Genomic DNA, 20,634 nt, shown 5'->3' with positions numbered 1-20,634 from the left:
CGCGAAGGCGGCGTGTCAGTCGACATCAATGTTGAATGACACGCCGCCTTCGCGAGCAAGCCCGCTCCCACATGGGGTCTGTGTTTGTCAGAAGAGTTTCAGTGGCTCTTCATTGAGCGCGGCCAACTGCTCACGCAATGCCAGCACCTGATCCCCCCAATAACGCTCGGTGCCGAACCACGGAAAACTGCGGGGGAACGCCGGATCGTCCCAGCGACGGGCGAGCCAGGCGCTGTAGTGCAACAGACGCAGGGCGCGCAAGGGTTCGATCAGCGCCAGTTCACGCGGGTCGAAGTCGTGAAATTCGTTGTAGCCATCCATCAGTTCCGACAACTGGCTCAGGCAATCCTGGCGATCACCGGCGAGCATCATCCAGATGTCCTGTACCGCCGGGCCCATGCGGCAGTCGTCGAGGTCGACGATATGGAACATCTCGTCGCGGCACATCATGTTGCCGGGGTGGCAGTCACCGTGCATGCGGATGTTCTGGTGCGGCGTGTTGCTGTAGGCATCTTCCACACGCTTGAGCAGATCGCGGGCCACCGATTCGTAGGCCGGCAGCAGGCTGCGGGGGATGAAGTTGCCGTCGAGCAACGTGGCCAGCGAGTCATGACCGAAGTTTTTCACCGCCAGCGCTTCACGGTGCTCGAACGGCCGGGTCGAGCCGACCGCGTGCAGGCGTCCGAGCAACTGGCCCAGGCGATACAGTTGATCGAGGTTGCCCGGCTCCGGTGCGCGGCCGCCGCGGCGGGGGAACAGGGTAAAGCGGAAACCGTTGTGTTCGTGCAGGGTTTCACCGTTGTGAATCAACGGCGCCACAACCGGCACCTCGCAGTCGGCGAGTTCGGCGGTGAACTGGTGTTCTTCCAGAATCGCTTCGTTGCTCCAGCGTTGCGGCCGGTAGAATTTGGCGATCAGCGGCTCGGCGTCTTCGATGCCGACCTGATAAACGCGGTTCTCGTAGCTGTTGAGTGCCAGGATGCGCGCGTCGCTGAGAAAGCCGATGCTTTCGACGGCATCGAGCACGAGGTCTGGCGTAAGGGTTTCAAACGGGTGGGCCATGCTGACTCCTGCGCGCAGCAGGCTGCTGCGTCCGGCCAGGCATGGTAGCGCAGACGGCGCGGTTTTAGTGGTTGGGCTTGAGAAGTGTGGTGTCCGGGCTGACGCCTTCGCGGGCAAGCCCGCTCCCACAAGGACTACATGAATCCCTGTGGGAGCGGGCTTGCCCGCGAAGAGGCCGGATCAGGCGCCGACGATCCCGCCATCTTCACGCGAGATGGCCATCACCGATGAGCGCGGCTTGCCATTGGGCAGATGCTCGGGGAAGGTCGAGCCGCCGTTTTCACCCGGGTGCTGGATCCCGACAAACAGGGTTTTCTGGTCCGGCGAGAAGCTGATCCCCGTCACTTCACAACCTACCGGGCCAACCATGAAGCGGCGAATCTCGCCGGTCGCCGGATCAGCGCAGAGCATCTGGTTATTGCCCATGCCGGCAAAGTCACCGGTGTTGCTCACATCGCCGTCGGTCAGGATCCACAAGCGGCCGGCATTGTCGAAGCCCAAACCGTCCGGGCTGTTGAACATGTTCTGCGGCGTGATGTTCGACGAGCCGGCCTTTGGCGTCCCGGCATGTGCGGCCGGGTTGCCGGCCACCACAAACAGGTCCCAGGCAAAGGTGTGTGAGGCGTGATCGTCGCGCTCGGTGCGCCAGCGCAGGATCTGGCCGTAGACGTTCTTCTCCCGCGGGTTCGGTCCGCCCGCCGGTTGCCCGTCTTCGCCGCGCTTGGCGTTGTTGGTCAACGTGCAGTAGACATGGCCATCCTTGGGGCTGACCACGATCCATTCCGGGCGGTCCATGCGCGTGGCTTTCACCACACTGGCGGCGAGACGGGCGTGGATCAGCACCTCAGCCTGATCGGCAAAGCCGCTGCTGGCGTCGATACCGTTTTTGCCGTGGGTCAGTTCGATCCATTCACCCCGGCCCTTCGGGTGATCGGCGTTGCCGTCCCCTGCATCGAAACGCGCCACATAGAGGGTGCCGTGATCGAGAATGTCGCGGTTGGCCTTGGGGTTCTTGTGGTCGATCTTGTCGCGGCTGACGAATTTGTAGATGAACTCGCCGCGCTCATCGTCGCCCATGTACACCACGGCATGGCCATCGCCGGTTTCGGCCAGGGCGGCGTTTTCGTGTTTGAAGCGGCCCAGGGCAGTGCGTTTGACCGGCGTCGACTGTGGATCGAACGGATCGATTTCCACCACCCAGCCGTGACGGTTGAGCTCGTTGGGATTCTTGGCCAGGTCGAAGCGCTCGTCGTGTGGGTGCCAGTTGATCTCTTTGCTGGTCACCACCGCGCCGTAGCGTTTTTGCGCCGGGTCGAACTTCTGCTCGGCGTTGCTGCTGCCGAAGCAGTCGGTGAAGTTCTCTTCGCAGGTCAGATAGGTGCCCCACGGCGTCTTGCCGTTGGCGCAGTTCTGGAAGGTGCCAAGGACGTTCTTGCCGTGGGGATCGGCGCTGGTCTTCAGCAGTGCGTGACCGGCGGCCGGACCGCTCAGGCTGATCGGCGCATTGCCGTGAATCCGGCGGTTGTAGCGCGAGCCCTGGACGAATTGCCATTGACCGTTCTTGCGCTGCACTTCAATCACCGACACACCTTCGCAGGCCAGCGCCTTGCGCACGTCCTCCGCCGATTGCGGCATGCCGCCGTGGGCGTAGAGGTAGCGGTAGTTGGTGTATTCGTTGTTGATCGCCATCAGCGCCCGGTCTTTTTCGCCCGGAAACTCGAACAGACTCATGCCATCGTTGTTGTCGCCGAACTGGGCCTCCTGATGCTCGGCGCTGCCGTTGCCGCTCGGGTCGAACGCCGGGCCGTCCTTGTGCAGGGGCTGGCCCCAACTGATCAGTACCGAGGACTTGTAGCCCGGTGGCAGGGTGATGGCGTCACTGGTGGCGGCAGCAATGCTGTCAAAGCCCAGCAACTGGCTGTTACCGGCGCTGACGCTGGCGGCCATCACGCTGCGGCTCAGCAGGTTGCCGCCGAGGAACATCGCCGCGCCGCACAGGGCACCTGCGCTGATGAAGCTGCGACGACTGAGGCCGACCATGGTTTCCAGGTCGGTGGATTGGGTTTCTTCTAATAGGCTCATTTCAGGCTCCCTGCGGTTTTGCAGACACCTTAATGGTGAGTAATGAACCTTTTGTTGCAGTTTGCTTAAAGTGGCGTACCCAGCAGAACCCTGGAGGGCGAAAACTCCACGCGCACGGGTTTGCCGCAGGTCAGCCCCAATGCCTGCAGATGCGTTGGTTCGTCCAGCGCGCACAGGGTCAGGCCGTTAGGCAGGGTGATGCGTACTTCGCTGGGGCCATCGTCGGCGTCGAGAATCTTATCGATGGTGCCTTTCAGGCAATTGCTTCCCGGCGTTTCGGCTGAATCGACCTCCAGCACATCGAGCCAGCCGGCCTTGATCAAGGCCACGACTTCGGTGCCGATTTGCAGTTCCAGGCGCTCGGTGCTGTCGTGGGTGATTTGCGCATCGACGATCAAGCCTTCGGCGACTTCGAGACGAATCAGGTCGTTGCGTCCCTGGGGCTCGATCGCCATCACCTTGCCGTGCAACTGATTGCGCGCGCTGGTGCGCAGCATCAAGCGCCCGAGCAGGTCGAGGTCGCTGGCATCTTCAGCGGCTTCCAGCACCTGGGCCTGCAAGGCTTGCAGCTTCTGGTACAGCCGCAGCACCCGCTCGCCTTCTATGGAGAGGCGGGCACCGCCACCGCCCTTGCCGCCGACAACCCGCTCCACCAACGGCTTCTGCGCCAGGTTGTTCAGCTCATCAATGGCATCCCAGGCAGCCTTGTAGCTCAGCCCCGCACTTTTTGCCGCGCGGGTGATCGAGCCTTGTTCGGCGATGTGCTGCAGCAGGGCGATGCGCTGCGGACGGCGGACAATGTGCTGGGACAACAAGGTGGGCAATGACATGGCAAGTCGCTTTGGGTGGTGGCGATGGGGAGGACGTTGGCGGCTTGGCACGTGCGAGTCAAGTCAGGGTGTCTCGCCGGGTTTGGGCGTGCGGGCCAGACAATAGACGTCGACCCGCACGGCACCGGCGTCGATCAACAGCCAGGCCAGGGCCTGGGCCGTGGCACCGGTGGTGAGGACGTCGTCGATCAGGGCCAGGTGCCGGCCTTTGACGGCGGCACCGGGTATCAGGCTGAAAGCGTTGCGCAAGTTCTTGCGGCGCGCTTGGGCATTCAAGGCCTGTTGGGCATCGGTGTCCTGGGTTCGCCGCAGCAACCGTTCGTCGCATGGAATGTCCAGAGCGTCACTCAACCAGCGGGCCAGCATCGCCGCCTGGTTGAACCCGCGCTGGCGCAGGCGTCGGGTGGCCAGCGGTACCGGAATCAGCGCATCGGGTCGCTGCAGATCGTCTTCGAAGCGATGTTGCAGGTATTGAGCGAGAAGTTCGGCGAGTAAGCGGCCAAACGGCCACTTTGCGTTGTGTTTGAAGCGGGTGATCAGGCTGTCAACCGGAAAGCTGTAGGTCCAGGGGGAGATCACGTGTTCGAAGGCCGGTGGCTGCTTCAGGCAATGGCCGCAGGTCAGGCCCGCGGCCGGAAGCGGCAGGGCGCAGGTTCGGCAGTGATCGCCCAGCCAGGGCAACTCGGTTTCGCAGGCCGTGCAGACAGGGGGGATGTCGTCGGCGGGTTCATCGCACAGCAGACACGACTGTTTGTTTTTTGACCAGATGTAAACCTGTCCTTTGTACTGTGGTTGACAGCGCATCGCTCTTCCTTAAATATGCCGAAACATCTGTGAGGCGGCTGTGACATTCCATGATCCAGCCGCATGCCAAAGCATAATTCAAAGGAAACGCCCATGAGCGCCAGCACCACTGCAACCCTGCGTCATGACTGGACTTTGGCCGAAGTCAAAGCACTCTTCGTTCAGCCATTCAACGACCTGTTGTTCCAGGCGCAGACGGTGCACCGTGCGCATTTCGACGCCAACCGTGTTCAGGTGTCGACCCTGTTGTCGATCAAAACCGGCGCCTGCCCGGAAGATTGCAAATATTGTCCGCAGTCCGGTCACTACAACACCGGCCTGGAAAAAGAAAAACTGATGGAAGTGCAGAAGGTCCTCGAAGAGGCCGCTCGCGCCAAGGCCATCGGTTCGACCCGTTTCTGCATGGGCGCGGCGTGGAAGCACCCGTCGGCCAAGGACATGCCGTATGTTCTGAAGATGGTTGAAGGCGTGAAAGCCCTGGGCCTGGAAACCTGCATGACCCTCGGCCGCCTGGATCAGGACCAGACCGAAGCGCTGGCCAAGGCCGGCCTCGACTACTACAACCACAACCTCGATACATCGCCTGAGTTCTACGGCAGCATCATCACCACCCGCACCTACAGCGAGCGCCTGCAAACCCTGGCCTATGTGCGTGAGTCGGGGATGAAGATCTGCTCCGGCGGCATCCTCGGCATGGGCGAGTCGCTGGACGACCGCGCCAACCTGCTGATTCAACTGGCCAACCTGCCGGAGCATCCGGAGTCGGTGCCGATCAACATGCTGGTGAAAGTCGCCGGTACGCCGCTGGAAAATGCCGACGACGTCGACCCGTTCGACTTCATCCGCATGCTCGCGGTCGCGCGCATCCTGATGCCGCAATCCCACGTGCGCCTGTCCGCCGGCCGCGAAGCCATGAACGAGCAGATGCAGGCTCTGGCGTTCTTCGCCGGTGCCAACTCGATTTTCTACGGCGAGAAACTGCTGACCACCGCCAACCCGCAGGCCGACAAGGACATGCAACTGTTCGGGCGCCTGGGGATCCTGCCGGAAGCCCGCGAAGAGCACGCCGATGAAGTGCATCAGGCGGCTATCGAGCAGGCGCTGGTGGAGCACAAGAGCAGCGAGCAGTTCTATAACGCGGCGGTTTGAAGTCAGCGTTCATTCCTCTAAGGGAATGCAAAATCCCTGTGGGAGCGGGCTTGCTCGCGAAGACTGACTGTCATTCAGCATTGATGTTGACTGGACTGACGCTCTCGCGAGCAAGCCCGCTCCCACAGGGGATCTGTGTCATCTGAAAGTCGAGGCCTGCATGTCTTTCGATCTCGCCGCACGCCTTGCTGCCCGTCGTGCCGAAAATCTCTACCGTCAGCGTCCGCTGCTCGAAAGCCCGCAAGGGCCGCAAGTGGTGGTTGATGGCAAGCCGTTGCTGGCGTTCTGTAACAACGACTACCTGGGGCTGGCCAATCATCCACAAGTGATCGAGGCCTGGCGTGCCGGCGCGTCGAAGTGGGGTGTGGGCGGCGGCGCCTCACATCTGGTCATTGGCCATAGCGCCCCGCACCATGCCCTGGAAGAAGCGTTGGCCGACCTGACCGGTCGCCCGCGCGCGCTGCTGTTCACCACCGGTTACATGGCCAACCTCGGCGCGGTCACGGCGCTGGTGGGGCAGGGTGATACGGTGCTCGAAGACCGGCTCAATCATGCGTCTCTGCTCGACGCGGGGCTATTGTCCGGCGCGCGGTTCAATCGCTACTTGCACAACGACCCGGTGAGCCTGGCCAAGCGCCTGGAAAAAGCCACCGGCAATACGCTGGTCGTCACCGACGGCGTGTTCAGCATGGACGGCGATATCGCCGATTTGCCAGCGCTGGCCCGAGAAGCCAAGGCCAAAGGCGCCTGGTTGATGGTCGACGATGCCCATGGTTTTGGACCGCTGGGCGCCAACGGTGGCGGCGTCGTCGAGCATTTCGGTTTGAGCCAGGAAGAGGTTCCGGTGCTGGTCGGCACCCTCGGCAAAGCCTTCGGTACCGCGGGCGCCTTTGTGGCCGGCAGCGAAGAGCTGATCGAAAGTCTGATCCAGTTCGCCCGGCCTTACATCTACACCACCAGCCAGCCACCGGCGCTGGCCTGCGCCACGCTGAAAAGCCTGGAACTGCTGCGCAGTGAACACTGGCGCCGCGAGCATTTGCAGACGCTGATCCGCCAGTTCCGTCAGGGTGCCGAGCAGATCGGCCTGGAACTCATGGACAGCTTCACACCGATCCAGCCGATCATGGTTGGCGATGCCGGGCGCGCGGTGCGTCTTTCGCAAATGCTGCGCGAGCGCGGGTTGATGGTCACCGCGATTCGCCCGCCGACCGTGCCTGCTGGCAGCGCCCGATTGCGGGTCACGCTGACGGCTGCTCACAGCGAGGCTCAGGTGCAGCTATTGTTAAACGCACTGGCCGATTGTTTTCAACAACTGCAGCCGGAGCCAAGCCATGCGTGATCGTTTGATTCTGCTGCCCGGCTGGGGTCTCGGCGTTTCACCGCTGGAGCCTTTGGCGGCGGCTTTGCGCGGCCTGGACGAGCACTTGCGCGTCGAGATCGAGCCGTTGCCCGACCTGGAGTCGAGCGATCTTCAAGAGTGGCTCGATGAGCTTGATGCGACGTTGCCGCAAGACGCCTGGCTGGGCGGCTGGTCTTTGGGTGGCATGCTCGCCTGCGAACTGGCGGCCCGGCGTGGCGATCGCTGCTGCGGCGTGTTCACTCTGGCCAGCAACGCGTCTTTTGTCGCTCATGAACACTGGTCAGCCGCCATGCCAGGGGAAACCTTCGATGCGTTTCTGGCGGGATGTGCCGCCGATCCGCGCGCGACCTTGAAACGCTTTTCACTGCTCTGTGCCCAAGGCGCCGAAGACCCGCGCGGATTGTCGCGGTTGTTGCTCGCTGGCGCACCGAACACGGCCGCGCCAGTGCTGCTGAGCGGTCTGCAAGTGCTTGCGCAAGTGGATACGCGACAGGCACTGCAATCGTTCCGTGGTCCGCAGCTGCATCTGTTCGCCGGCCTTGACGGGCTGGTGCCGGCGGAGGCGGCGGGCGATTTACTGGCGTTGCTGCCGGACATCGAAATCGGTCTGATTGAGCAGGCCGGCCACGCGTTTCTTCTGGAAGATCCCCACGGTGTGGCGGGGGCGATCCAGGCCTTTTTGCATGAGTCCGGCGATGACTGATTTATCCCTTCCCAACCTGTCCGGCGCCTTGCCCGACAAACGCCAGGTCGCTGCATCGTTCTCCCGCGCGGCGCAAAGCTACGACAGCGTGGCCGAGTTGCAGCGTGATGTCGGCAGCCAATTACTCAGGCGCTTGCCGCAGGATTTTGTACCGCAGCGTTGGTTGGATCTGGGCTGCGGCACCGGGCATTTCAGTCGTGCTTTGGGGGAGCAATTTCCGAGCAGTCACGGTGTGGCGCTGGATATCGCCGAGGGCATGCTCAATCACGCCCGGCCATTGGGTGGTGCCACGCATTTCGTCGCTGGCGATGCCGAGCGTTTACCACTGCAGGATTCGACCTGCGACCTGATCTTCTCCAGCCTGGCGGTGCAGTGGTGTGCGGACTTCGACTCGGTGCTCAGTGAAGCTTATCGAGTGCTGAAACCGGGTGGCATTTTTGCGTTTGCTAGTCTTTGTACAGGGACGTTGTTTGAACTGCGCGACAGCTGGCGACAGGTTGATGGCATGGTGCACGTCAACCGCTTCCGGGAGTTTGGTGTTTATCAGCAGTTGTGTGCGGCCAGCGGCTTGAGGATGGTCAGTCTGCAAAACCTGCCGCATGTGCTGTATTACCCGGATGTGCGCAGCCTGACCCATGAGCTCAAGGCGCTGGGTGCGCACAACCTCAATCCCGGTCGACCGGGTGGCTTGACCGGTCGGGCGCGGATTCTGGGTTTGATTGAGGCTTATGAGCAGTTTCGTCAGGCCCGAGGCCTGCCGGCGACTTATCAAGTGGTGTACGCCATTTTGGAGAAACCCTTATGAGCGCAGCCTATTTCATTACCGGCACGGATACGGATGTCGGTAAAACCACGGTCGCGGCGGGGCTGCTGCATGCGGCGCGTTCGGCGGGTTTGAGCACGGCGGCGGGCAAGCCGGTCGCTTCCGGTTGCGATGTAACGCCCAAAGGCTTGCGCAACGCCGATGCGCTGGCCTTGCTGGCGGAGTGTTCGCTGCCGCTGACCTACACACAGGTCAATCCGATGGCCTTCGAACCGGCCATTGCCCCCCATCTGGCGGCACGGGAGGCGGGCGTGGCGTTGACTGTGCAGTCGTTGCTGGCGCCGATGCGGCAGATTCTGGGTCTGCAAGCGGACTTCACCCTGATCGAAGGCGCCGGCGGCTGGCGCGTACCCTTGGCGGATCAGGACAATCTGTCGGACCTGGCCATTGCATTACGGTTGCCGGTGATCCTGGTGGTCGGCGTGCGCCTGGGATGTATCAGCCATGCCTTGTTGACCGCCGAAGCGATCGCCCGGGACGGTTTGCAACTGGCGGGATGGGTGGCCAACATCATCGACCCGAAGACCTCTCGGCTGGAAGAAAACCTCGCCACCCTGGCCGAACGCCTCCCGGCGCCGTGCCTGGGGCGTGTGCCCAAACTCAAGGCCGTGACGGCGGAAGCCGTGGCCGAGCACTTGCAACTGGACCTGTTGGACTGAGGTTTGGCAATGCGGGCTTTGCCTATGGCAAGGCACTGTGCCATTAGTGTTTTTGACGGGTGTATTGCCAGCCACTCTGCTTCAATGGCCGTTGTTGATCCTTTGAAAGGACGAGTTCTCCCATGGAAATCTCAGGAAATACCGCTTTTTATGCCGGTCTGAGCACCCTTCAGTCAGGGCAGAACCGTGTCGATCAAGCCGCCGGGCAGATCGCCAACACCACCCTCGAGCGTTCGCTCACCAGCCAGTCCTCCGAGGCGCAGGTCGATCGTCTGCGATCGGTTGATCGCAGCCGGCAATCGGACCTGGCCAGCAACGTGGTCGAAATGGCCCAAGGCAAGATTCAGGCGGAACTGGGCGTGAAAGTCGCCAAGGCCGCCGATGAAGTGCTCGGAACATTGATCGATACCTACGCCTGATTCCTTGCCGAATCCGCACCTTCCAGCGCCGCACCTGTTCGCGGCGTTTTTGTACGTAAGTCTTTCTTGCTCAACTAATCTTTTCAGGGTGACGGGCTGCTTCGGCAGCGCGGCAGCGGTGTCGTGTGCCTGAGTGTCCAATCCTGCGATGACGAACGGCAAAAGATCGACGCTTGACAAGATTTGGGCGTAAACGTATGTTTCAAACAACTGTTTGATCGCAACAACAAATCAATGCGGTCGTTCATTCCCGGTTACATCAGCAGAGGTTTATCGCTATGCCTGACTACAAGGCCCCCTTGCGTGATATTCGCTTCGTTCGTGACGAACTGCTCGGCTACGAAGCGCACTATCAGAGCCTTCCGGCTTGTGCCGACGCAACTCCTGACATGGTTGACGCCATTCTCGAGGAAGGCGCCAAGTTTTGTGAGCAGGTACTGGCTCCGCTGAACCGTGTGGGCGACCTCGAGGGTTGCACCTGGAGCGAGTCCGGCGTTAAGACGCCGACTGGCTTCAAGGAAGCCTACAAGCAATTCGTTGAAGGCGGCTGGCCGAGCCTGGCTCACGACGTCGAGCACGGCGGCCAAGGCCTGCCGGAATCCCTGGGCCTGGCCATCAGTGAAATGGTCGGCGAGTCCAACTGGTCGTGGGGCATGTACCCGGGCCTGTCGCACGGTGCGATGAACACCATCTCCGAGCACGGCACCCCTGAGCAGCAAGAGGCTTACCTGACCAAGCTGGTTTCCGGCGAATGGACCGGCACCATGTGCCTGACCGAACCGCACTGCGGCACGGACCTGGGCATGCTGCGCACCAAGGCCGAGCCTCAGGCCGACGGTTCCTACAAAGTCTCCGGCACCAAGATCTTCATCTCGGCCGGTGAACACGACATGGCCGACAACATCGTCCACATCGTACTGGCCCGCCTGCCGGATGCACCGGCTGGCACCAAAGGCATTTCCCTGTTCATCGTGCCGAAGTTCCTGCCGAACGCCGATGGCTCGGTTGGCGCGCGTAACGCTGTGTCTTGCGGTTCCCTGGAACACAAGATGGGCATCCACGGCAACGCCACCTGCGTGATGAACTTCGACGGCGCCACCGGTTTCCTGATCGGCCCGGCGAACAAAGGCCTGAACTGCATGTTCACCTTCATGAACACCGCTCGTCTGGGTACCGCGCTGCAAGGCCTGGCCCACGCTGAAGTCGGTTTCCAGGGCGGCCTGAAATACGCTCGCGACCGTCTGCAAATGCGCTCGCTGACTGGCCCGAAAGCGCCGGACAAAGCCGCTGACCCGATCATCGTGCACCCTGACGTACGTCGTATGCTGTTGACCATGAAGGCGTTCGCCGAAGGCAACCGCGCGATGGTTTACTTCACCGCCAAGCAAGTCGACATCGTCAAGTACGGCGTGGACGAAGAAGAGAAGAAGAAAGCCGACGCACTGCTGGCGTTCATGACGCCAATCGCCAAGGCCTTCATGACCGAAGTCGGTTTTGAAGCGGCCAACCACGGCGTGCAGATCTATGGCGGCCACGGCTTCATCGCCGAGTGGGGCATGGAGCAGAACGTTCGCGACAGCCGCATTTCGATGCTGTACGAAGGCACCACCGGCATCCAGGCGCTCGACCTGCTGGGCCGTAAAGTGCTGATGACCCAGGGCGAGGCTCTCAAAGGCTTCACCAAGATCGTCCACAAGTTCTGCCAGACCAACGAAGGCAACGAAGCGGTTCAAGAGTTCGTCGCGCCGCTCGCTGCACTGAACAAGGAATGGGGCGAGCTGACCATGAAGGTCGGTATGGCCGCCATGAAAGATCGCGAAGAAGTCGGCGCGGCCTCCGTGGACTACCTGATGTACTCCGGTTACGCCTGCCTGGCCTACTTCTGGGCTGACATGGCGCGTCTGGCTGCCGAGAAACTGGCTGCCGGCACTTCCGAAGAGGCGTTCTACACCGCCAAGCTGCAGACGGCGCGCTTCTACTTCCAGCGCATCCTGCCGCGTACCCGCACTCACGTCGCAACCATGCTGTCGGGCGCCAACAACCTGATGGACATGAAAGAAGAGAACTTCGACCTGGGCTACTAAGCCTCAACGAAGTACTTGAAAAAGCCGCTGCTCCTTCGGGACTAGCGGTTTTTTTTTGGGGCTTCCACTGGTTTGAGCGCGAGCACGACCCCTTGTAGGAGCCAGCTTGCTGGCGATGGTCGTTAACGATCACGCGTATAAACTGGATAAACGCGGTGCACTTGAGTCCATCGCCAGCAATCGAGCGTCGACCGGCTGCTCCTACAGGTTCCCGGGAATGTGCGAAGAACCTTTTTTGCTTTAAGGGTTGCCCGTGGAATGAATGTTTGTAACGCCCTTTGAAAAATACCTCAGTAATTCACTCAGAAACTCGGGCTTTCTGCCGTTACAGTAGTGGGCACATTGCCATCTATTGATTTGACGGGTCGGAGCTTTACCCTTGCCGCGCTCATCCGCTGTACGTTTCAGTCACTTCCTGCCGTCATTACTGCTGTTGCTGGCGGGGCTTGCGGCTGCTTACATCAAGGATCTGAACGTCTTTTTCACCTCGCTGTTCAACGTGCTGCCTACCCTGGTGTTGTTGCTCGGCGGCGCCTATTGCGCGGTGTACCGACGCCAGCGTGAACTGTTTCTGATGGTCACGGTTTACATCGCCTACTTCCTGCTCGACACCCAGACCGACTATTACCGCGACAACGGCAAGGTGCGTGACGATGCCGCCGTGGTCTTTCATTTGTGTTGCCTGCTGCTGCCATTGTTGTTTGGGGTGTTCGCGGCGTGGCAGGAACGCACCCATCTGTTCCAGGACATGGTGGCGCGTTTCGCCGTATTGCTGGCGGTCGGCAGCGTGGCGCTGGGGCTTGAGCAAAGTTATCCACATGCGCTGCTGATCTGGTTGTCGGAGATTCGCTGGCCCGCGCTGCATGGCGCCTGGATGAGCCTGATCCAGTTGTCCTATCCGGTGTTCATTGCCGCGTTCGTGCTGCTGGCCTGGCAATACTGGCGCAACCCGCGACCACTGCATGCCGCGCAACTGGCGGGCTTGCTCGGGTTGTTCTGGATGCTGCCGAAGACCTTCATCCTGCCGTTCACGCTGAACATCATGTGCAGCCAGGTGATGCTGATGATCGCCGCCGCCGTTGCTCACGAAGCCTATCAAATGGCCTTCCGCGACGAACTGACCGGGCTGCCGGGCCGCCGTGCGCTGAATGAACGCATGCAACGGTTGGGTCGCAACTACGTGTTGGCGATGAGCGACGTCGATCACTTCAAGAAATTCAACGATACCCACGGCCACGATGTCGGCGACCAGGTACTGCGGCTGGTGGCCAGCAAACTGTCGAAAATCGGCGGTGGCGGTAAGGCGTATCGCTATGGCGGTGAGGAATTTGCCCTGGTGTTTGCAGGCAAGACTCTCGAAGAATGCATGCCGCACCTGGAAGTCATCCGTGAGTCCATCGCCACTTACAACATTCAGCTGCGTAATCAGGAAAACCGCCCGCAGGACGATAATCAGGGGCGCCAGCGGCGTACCGGTTCCGGTGCGTCGAGTGTATCGGTCACGGTCAGTATCGGCGTCGCCGAGCGGATCGATCAACGCACCCCCGAAGAGGTGCTCAAATCCGCTGACCAGGCGCTCTACAGCGCCAAGGGCGCGGGGCGCAACTGCGTGATGGCGTTCGGGCAGAACCGTCGCGGCGCCGTGCGCATGGACGCCGCTACGGTTGAGTGATGATCGCGCATTCAGCGACTGGACATTGATTGTGGCGTAGTGTCGGCGGCAGTAGGTTGGAAAAAACTGCCGACGGAGAATGACCATGCCCGAGTACAAAGCCCCCTTGCGCGACATGCGCTTTCTGATCGATCACGTCTTCGACTTTCACAGTAGCTACGCTGCGCTGGGGGCCACCGATGCCAGCCCGGACATGGTCAATGCGATCCTCGAAGAAGGCGCGAAGTTCTGCGAAAACGTGCTGTCGCCACTCAACCGCAGCGGCGATGAAGAAGGCTGCCATTTCGACAACGGCGTGGTCACCACGCCCGCGGGCTTCAAGCAGGCCTTCGCCCAGTATGTCGAGGGCGGCTGGCATGGCCTGGCGGCGGACCCGGGTTACGGCGGTCAAGGGTTGCCGATCTCTCTGGGCCTGGTCATCAGCGAGATGGTGGGTTCCAGCAACACCTCGTGGGGCATGTACCCCGGCCTGACCCACGGTGCGATGTCGGCGATCCACGCCCACGGCACCGAGGAGCAGAAGCAGACCTATTTGAAGAAGCTCACCGCTGGCCAATGGACCGGCACCATGTGCCTGACAGAAGCCCATTGCGGCACCGACCTGGGCATCATCAAGACCCGTGCCGTGCCAGCGGCCGATGGCAGCTATGCGATCTCCGGCAGCAAGATCTTCATCTCTGCGGGCGAGCACGACATGAGCGCCAACATCATTCACCTGGTGCTCGCCAAATTGCCGGACGCACCGGCCGGGACCAAAGGCATTTCGCTGTTTATCGTGCCCAAGTTCCTGCCCGATGCTGCGGGAGAAGCGGGCGAGCGCAACGGCGTGTCCTGCGGCTCGATCGAACACAAGATGGGCATCAAGGCCTCGGCCACCTGCGTGCTGAACTTCGACGAGGCCAAGGGCTTTTTGATCGGCGAGCCGAACAAGGGCCTCAACTGCATGTTCACCATGATGAACCACGCGCGGTTGGGCACGGGCATGCAGGGTCTGTGTCTGGGCGAAGCGAGCTTCCAGGGCGCGATCATGTACGCCAACGACCGTTTGCAGATGCGCTCGCTGACTGGACCGAAAGCCCCGGAAAAAGCCGCCGACCCCATCATCGTGCACCCTGATGTGCGGCGGATGTTATTGACCATGAAAGCCTTCAACGAAGGCAACCGCGCGCTGACCTACTTCACCGCACAGTTGCTCGACATTGCACACCTGAGCCCGGACGAAACGGCGCGCCAGGATGCCGAAGACCTGCTGGCCTTCCTCACGCCGATCTGCAAAGCCTTCATGACCGACACCGGCCTGGAAGTGACCAACCTTGGCATGCAGGTGTTTGGCGGCCACGGGTTCATTCGTGAGTGGGGTATGGAGCAACTGGTACGCGACTGCCGGATCGCACCGATCTATGAGGGCACCAACGGCATTCAGGCGCTGGACTTGCTCGGGCGCAAGGTACTCGGCAGCCAGGGCAAGCTGTTGCGCGGGTTCACCAAAATCGTCCACAAGTTCTGCGCGGCGAACGCCGGACATCCACAACTGGCCGGGTATGTGGCGCAGCTTGATCAACTGAACCAGCAATGGGGTGAGTTGACCACCAGGGTCGGCATGGCGGCGATGAAAAACCCGGACGAGGTCGGCGCCGCGTCGGTGGACTATCTGATGTACAGCGGTTACATCATCCTTGGCTACCTGTGGTTGCGCATGGCGCTGGTGGCTCAGGCGCAGCTCGATGCTGGCAGCGGTGATGTTGGCTTCTGCCGGGGCAAACTGGCGACCAGCGAGTTTTACTTCAAGCGTCTGCTGCCACGCACTACCGCTCATCGGGCGGCCGTCGAAGCGGGGAGCGAATGTCTGATGCAACTGCCGGCCGAGATGTTTGCGCTCTGACACCTACCCTGTAGGAGCGAGCTTGCTCGCGATGGTCGTGAACGATAACGCGTAAAACCAGATGTCCAGTGGCGCCTTGGGGTTTTTCGCGAGCGGGCTCGCTCCTACAGTTCTTATGTTTCGCCTCTCTATATCGCAATGACTAAAAATTACAAAACGGTCATGAGCTGACCCTATGTGTCGCAAAAGTTGTTGAGGTACACTCCGACCCAACGAAAACAACTCTTCCTGTGAATCATCTGTATAGATCTTGCGAGGTTTGCCATGGCTGACTACAAAGCGCCCCTGCGCGATATGCGCTTCGTCCTCAATGAAGTTTTCGAGGTCGCCAAACTCTGGGCCGAGCTGCCTGCGCTGGCCGAGACCGTCGATGCGCAAACGGTCGAGGCCATCCTGGAGGAAGCCGGCAAAGTCACCAGCAAAAGCATTGCTCCGCTGAGCCGTGCCGCGGACGAGGAAGGTTGCCATTGGGCCGACGGTGCCGTCACCACGCCGGCGGGTTTCCCGCAGGCCTATCAGACCTACGCGGAAGGCGGCTGGGTCGGTGTCGGTGGCGATCCGACCTACGGCGGCATGGGCATGCCCAAAGCCGTTTCGGCCCAGGTCGAAGAAATGGTCAACTCCGCCAGCCTGTCGTTCGGTCTGTATCCGATGCTGACCGCCGGTGCCTGCCTGTCGATCAACGCCCACGCCAGCGAAGAGCTGAAAGCCGCGTACCTGCCGAACATGTACGCCGGCATCTGGGCCGGTTCCATGTGCCTGACCGAGCCACACGCCGGTACTGACCTGGGGATCATTCGCACCAAGGCCGAGCCTCAGGCCGACGGTTCCTACAAGGTCAGCGGCACCAAGATCTTCATCACTGGTGGCGAACACGACCTCACCGAAAACATCATCCACCTGGTGCTGGCCAAGTTGCCGGATGCACCGGCGGGGCCGAAAGGCATTTCGCTGTTCCTGGTGCCGAAGTTCATGGTCAATGCCGATGGCAGCCTGGGTGCGCGCAACCCGGCGAACTGCGGGTCGATCGAACACAAGATGGGCATCCAGGCGTCCGCGACCTGCGTGATGAACTTCGATGAGGCCGTGGGTTACCTGGTCGGCGAGCCGAACAAAGGCCTGGCGGCGATGTTCACCATGATGAACTACGAGCGCCTGGGCGTCGGTATCCAGGGCCTGGCCACGGGCGAGCGCTCGTACCAGAACGCCGTGGAATACGCCCGTGACCGTCTGCAAAGCCGTTCGCCGACTGGCGCGCAGAACAAGGACAAAGTGGCTGACCCGATCATCGTCCACCCGGACGTGCGTCGCATGCTGCTGACCATGAAAGCCTCGAACGAGGGTGGCCGTGCGTTCTCCACTTACGTAGCCATGCAACTGGACACCGCCAAGTTCAGCGAAGATGCCGCCACCCGCAAGCGTGCTGAAGACCTGGTGGCCTTGCTGACCCCGGTGGCGAAGGCGTTCCTGACCGATCTCGGTCTGGAGACCACCGTTCACGGCCAGCAGGTGTTCGGCGGCCACGGTTACATCCGCGAGTGGGGCCAGGAGCAATTGGTGCGTGACGTGCGCATCACCCAGATCTACGAAGGCACCAACGGCATTCAGGCGCTGGACCTGGTCGGGCGCAAGATCGTCGGCAGCGGTGGGGCGTTCTACAACCTGTTCGCCGACGAGATTCGTCACTTCACCGCAACGGCCAGCGCTGACCTGGCGGAGTTCACCAAGCCGCTCAACGATGCCGTCACCACCCTCGATGAACTGACCGCGTGGTTGCTGGACCGGGCGAAGAGCAATCCGAACGAAATCGGCGCGGCATCGGTCGAGTATCTGCAGGTGTTCGGTTACGTGGCGTATGCCTACATGTGGGCCCTGATGGCCAAGGCCGCTTTGGGCAAGGAAGCGCAAGACGATTTCTACGCCAGCAAACTGGGCACCGCACGGTTCTATTTCGCCCGTCTGTTGCCGCGGATTCACTCGTTGAGCGCGTCGGTCAAGGCCGGTAGCGAATCGTTGTTCCTGCTGGATGCAGGACAATTCTGATGACGTAATGGTTTGTAAGCATTCTCTTACATAACGTGCTGCTGTTCTCCCATAGATGCACATTGGATCCACGGCTAATCTACTTCTCATGGACGTAGCGCAGGAAGCGCAAAGCAACAACAGGGACACGTAGGATTCTGCCAGGATGGCGGAGTGAAATGGATGTCAGGGAAACAGTCTGCAAAGCCCCGCTTCGGCGGGGTTTTCTTTTGCCCGAAGAAAAGTTTCTAGCTCAGCCCGTCCAGGGCCTGCGCACTGCTCAAACGTTCAGCCGGGCCATTGATCACTTCTTCCAGCAATGTCCGCAGCAAGGCCAGCGAGGCCTGCTGCCGTTGCACATCCCGACACACCAACCCGACTTTCAGTGGTACTCGTGGTTCGCTCAGGGGCTTCCACAGCAGTTCGTGGTTGCCATGGGTCTTTTGCGAGCGTCCGGGCAGCACCGTCGCCAGGCGTGTGTGCGGCAGGCTGTCGAGGATGCCGGCCATGTTGTTCAGTTCGGCTTGCACCTGTGGGCGACGTCCGAGGCTCGCCAGTTGGGTTTGCCAGATCTGCCGGATCTGAAATTCCTCGCCCAGCAGCAACATCGGCAGCTCGGCGGCCTGGCTCATGGACACCTTCTTGAATTCACGCAGCGGGTGCTCTGCCGGGATGACCAGGGTCAGTTCATCTTCGTACAGCATCACGCCATGCAAACCAGGCTGGCGGGGCGGCAGGTAGCTGATGCCGATATCCAGAGAACCGTTGAGCAGTCTCCGCTCGATTTCCAGTCCGGTCAGTTCGTAGATCTGCACGACAAGATGCGGCTGCGCCTTGCGCACACGTTCGAGCATCTGTGGAACGAGGCTGGTATGCACGGTCTGCAATACACCGATGGCCAGGGTACGCAGCGCCTGACCCTTGAAGTTGCCGAGCGCCTCCCGTGCCCGTTGCAGGCCATCGAGCAAAGGCAGGGCGTGGTTGTACAGCGTGTGGGCCGCGAGGGTCGGCAACAGGCGCTTGCTATTGCGTTCGAACAGGCTCACATCGAGGTTTTGCTCGAGGTGGCGGATTTGCTGGGACAGCGCCGGCTGGGAGATCGACAGGCGTTCGGCGGCCCGGCCCACATGGCCTTCTTCATAGACCGCGACGAAATAACGCAGTTGCTTGAAATCCATAAGTATTACTTATCGAAAATGCTGGGAAATCGAAATGGCTGTATGCCTTGCCTGAGCCTAGTCTAACCGCATTCAGACGGCTTACAGGGCCACAGAGCGCGATGAATATCCTTTGCTTGGATGGTGTTGACATAGGTAAGGCAAAAAATCTCATCAGAGGTTTTTTCGGATGAATCTGTTCAGTTTGCGCCGTAGTCCTCCCAGTCTTGATGATCTGGCCATGGACGCCTCCCTGCCTTCCACGGGCAACAGTCTTACCAGCGAGTACTTGATGCCCGGTATCGAGCGACCGAAACAGGTGTTTGTGCGCGGCCAGGGTTCATGGCTGTGGGACAGCGATGACCGTGCGTACCTGGATTTTTCCCAGGGCGGTGGGGCCAACAGCCTTGGTCACAGCCCTTCGGTACTGGTCAACGCCATTACTGCCCAGGCTCAAGCGCTGATCAATCCGGGTTTTGGCCTGCATAACCGCGGCATGCTCAGTCTTGCCGAGCGTCTGTGTGCCAGCACCGGCAGTGATCAGGCCTACCTGCTCAATACCGGCAGCGAAGCCTGTGAGGCGGCGATAAAACTGGCGCGCAAATGGGGTCAACAGCATCGCGGCGGTGCGTCGCGAATCATAGTGGCCAACAACGGTAACCATGGCCGTAGCCTGGCGACGATGTCGGCGTCGGACAGTTCGACATTAGCCAACCGATTCGAGCCGCAACTGCCGGGCTTCAGCCATGTCCCGTTCAATGACCTTCCGGCATTGCATGCGGCCGTGGATGAACGGACCGTTGCGATCATGCTCGAACCGATCCAGAGCGAAGCTGGCGTGATCCCGGCTACTGCGCATTACCTCAAGGGTGTCGAGCGCCTGTGCCGTGAACTCGGCATTTTGCTGATCTTCGACGAAGTGCAAACCGGCATCGGCCGTTGTGGCACCTTGCTCGCGGAACAGTCCTGCGGGGTCACGGCGGATATCGTCGTGCTCGGCAAAGGTTTGGGCGGCGGCGTTCCATTGGCCGCGCTGCTGGCACGGGGCAAGGCCTGCTGTTTCGAACCCGGCGAGATGACCGGTACCCATCATGGCAATGCACTGATGACCGCGGCGGGACTTTCGGTGCTCGATACGGTGCAGGACAAGGCTTTCCTCAAGCACGTCGCAGAAGCCGGTCAGCACCTGCGTGAGGGCTTGGGGCGTTTGGCCCATCGTTACGGTCACGGCGAGTTGCGCGGACAAGGGCTGCTGTGGGGGCTGACGCTGTCGGACGATTCCGCTGACGCGGTCGTCAAGGCCGCGCTCTACGAAGGCCTGTTGCTCAACGCCCCGCAACCCGACTGCCTGCGCTTTACCCCTGCGCTGAACGTCAGCAACGCCAACATCGATGAAATGCTCCTGCGCCTGGCGCGCGCCTTCTCCCGAGTACGCACCGCGCAATTGCAGTGCCGCAAAGGGATTGCCGTCTGATCCGACGCGCCCTGCACACATTCCCGAACCGTCTCGCGGTAATACGCACGCCTCACGCCCGACACTTTTAGCGTGGGGCGTTTTTTTGTCTGCGAAATTCAACGAAAGGGCGGAGCTTGGGAATAGAGGGACTGAACCCTGACAGACGGCACCGGTCGATTAGCTGTAGGGCTCGAACGAGTCCAGCCCAATCAGGAGCTGCCCCATGGACTTTATTCGCATCATCATCGCCATCCTGTTGCCGCCGCTGGGTGTGTTTTTGCAAGTAGGATTCGGCGGAGCGTTCTGGCTGAACATTCTGCTGACGTTGTGCGGTTATATTCCTGGGATCGTGCATGCGGTGTACATCATCGCCAAGCGCTGAATTTCGCGGCGGCAGGTCGGCCGCCTTCGCGAGCAAGCCCGCTCCCACAGGATTTGTGCACGCCACAGAACCTGTGGGAGCGGCGGTG

The 20,634-nt window shown here is 61.0% G+C and carries 17 protein-coding genes; 12 read left to right on the top strand and 5 right to left on the bottom strand.

What is annotated here, in order from left to right:
* Positions 1–87: 87 nt before the first annotated feature.
* The 4 genes from AC3WN7_RS16345 to AC3WN7_RS16330 all read right to left on the bottom strand — a co-directional run bounded on the left by AC3WN7_RS16345 (position 88) and on the right by AC3WN7_RS16330 (position 4,778).
* Positions 88–1,062 (bottom strand): serine/threonine protein kinase, encoded by a 975-nt coding sequence (locus AC3WN7_RS16345; protein ID WP_057713022.1) that lies wholly within the window; start codon positions 1,060–1,062, stop codon positions 88–90.
* A 180-nt stretch (positions 1,063–1,242) separates the two neighbouring features.
* Entirely contained in the window at positions 1,243–3,144 is a 1,902-nt protein-coding gene (locus AC3WN7_RS16340; protein ID WP_102674204.1) for a PhoX family protein, read from the bottom strand.
* A gap of 65 nt (positions 3,145–3,209) precedes the next feature.
* Positions 3,210–3,974: a TOBE domain-containing protein gene (locus tag AC3WN7_RS16335; protein ID WP_095964115.1), complete on the bottom strand. Its 765-nt coding sequence runs from the start codon at positions 3,972–3,974 to the stop codon at positions 3,210–3,212.
* 63 nt (positions 3,975–4,037) lie between these two features.
* Positions 4,038–4,778 (bottom strand): ComF family protein, encoded by a 741-nt coding sequence (locus AC3WN7_RS16330; RefSeq protein ID WP_102674205.1) that lies wholly within the window; start codon positions 4,776–4,778, stop codon positions 4,038–4,040.
* Positions 4,779–4,871: 93 nt separating this feature from the next.
* On the opposite strand from AC3WN7_RS16330, the gene bioB reads away from it, so the two are divergent.
* The 10 genes from bioB to AC3WN7_RS16280 all read left to right on the top strand — a co-directional run bounded on the left by bioB (position 4,872) and on the right by AC3WN7_RS16280 (position 17,572).
* Complete coding sequence (bioB, locus tag AC3WN7_RS16325) at positions 4,872–5,927, top strand: biotin synthase BioB (RefSeq protein ID WP_102674206.1); 1,056 nt, start codon at positions 4,872–4,874, stop codon at positions 5,925–5,927.
* 160 nt (positions 5,928–6,087) lie between these two features.
* Positions 6,088–7,266 (top strand): 8-amino-7-oxononanoate synthase, encoded by a 1,179-nt coding sequence (gene bioF, locus AC3WN7_RS16320; protein WP_102674207.1) that lies wholly within the window; start codon positions 6,088–6,090, stop codon positions 7,264–7,266.
* Positions 7,259–7,990, top strand: coding sequence for an alpha/beta fold hydrolase (locus AC3WN7_RS16315; protein WP_102674208.1), 732 nt, complete (start codon positions 7,259–7,261; stop codon positions 7,988–7,990). Before bioF ends, AC3WN7_RS16315 begins: the two co-directional genes overlap by 8 nt.
* Entirely contained in the window at positions 7,983–8,795 is an 813-nt protein-coding gene (gene bioC / locus AC3WN7_RS16310; RefSeq protein WP_102674209.1) for a malonyl-ACP O-methyltransferase BioC, read from the top strand. Before AC3WN7_RS16315 ends, bioC begins: the two co-directional genes overlap by 8 nt.
* The gene (gene bioD, locus AC3WN7_RS16305; protein WP_095964109.1) at positions 8,792–9,472 is read left to right on the top strand and encodes a dethiobiotin synthase; all 681 of its coding nucleotides are present in this window, start codon (positions 8,792–8,794) and stop codon (positions 9,470–9,472) included. The genes bioC and bioD overlap by 4 nt, the downstream gene beginning before the upstream one ends.
* A gap of 122 nt (positions 9,473–9,594) precedes the next feature.
* Positions 9,595–9,891: a pyrroloquinoline quinone biosynthesis protein PqqE gene (locus tag AC3WN7_RS16300; RefSeq protein ID WP_095964108.1), complete on the top strand. Its 297-nt coding sequence runs from the start codon at positions 9,595–9,597 to the stop codon at positions 9,889–9,891.
* 278 nt (positions 9,892–10,169) lie between these two features.
* Entirely contained in the window at positions 10,170–11,975 is a 1,806-nt protein-coding gene (locus tag AC3WN7_RS16295) for a phenylacyl-CoA dehydrogenase (protein WP_102674210.1), read from the top strand.
* 379 nt (positions 11,976–12,354) lie between these two features.
* Entirely contained in the window at positions 12,355–13,647 is a 1,293-nt protein-coding gene (locus AC3WN7_RS16290) for a GGDEF domain-containing protein (RefSeq protein WP_102674211.1), read from the top strand.
* A gap of 85 nt (positions 13,648–13,732) precedes the next feature.
* Entirely contained in the window at positions 13,733–15,529 is a 1,797-nt protein-coding gene (locus AC3WN7_RS16285) for an acyl-CoA dehydrogenase C-terminal domain-containing protein (protein ID WP_102674212.1), read from the top strand.
* A gap of 264 nt (positions 15,530–15,793) precedes the next feature.
* Positions 15,794–17,572 carry an acyl-CoA dehydrogenase C-terminal domain-containing protein gene (locus tag AC3WN7_RS16280; RefSeq protein ID WP_015097091.1) on the top strand — a complete coding sequence of 593 codons (1,779 nt, stop codon included), beginning with the start codon at positions 15,794–15,796 and terminating at the stop codon, positions 17,570–17,572.
* A gap of 227 nt (positions 17,573–17,799) precedes the next feature.
* Here the strand turns inward: AC3WN7_RS16280 and AC3WN7_RS16275 are convergent, their stop codons facing one another.
* Positions 17,800–18,729 (bottom strand): LysR family transcriptional regulator, encoded by a 930-nt coding sequence (locus AC3WN7_RS16275; protein ID WP_095964104.1) that lies wholly within the window; start codon positions 18,727–18,729, stop codon positions 17,800–17,802.
* A gap of 169 nt (positions 18,730–18,898) precedes the next feature.
* Here AC3WN7_RS16275 and AC3WN7_RS16270 point away from each other — a divergent pair, with 169 nt between their 5' ends.
* Both AC3WN7_RS16270 and AC3WN7_RS16265 read left to right on the top strand, forming a co-directional pair.
* Positions 18,899–20,182: an aspartate aminotransferase family protein gene (locus AC3WN7_RS16270; RefSeq protein WP_102674213.1), complete on the top strand. Its 1,284-nt coding sequence runs from the start codon at positions 18,899–18,901 to the stop codon at positions 20,180–20,182.
* Positions 20,183–20,387: 205 nt separating this feature from the next.
* On the top strand, positions 20,388–20,546 hold the full coding sequence (locus AC3WN7_RS16265) for a YqaE/Pmp3 family membrane protein (protein WP_003228885.1): 159 nt from the start codon (positions 20,388–20,390) through the stop codon (positions 20,544–20,546).
* Positions 20,547–20,634: the final 88 nt, after the last annotated feature.

Source organism: Pseudomonas sp. FW305-70 (assembly GCF_058783925.1).
The sequence above is the reverse complement of the archived record's forward strand: the minus strand, read 5'-3'. Positions and strand labels throughout refer to the sequence as shown.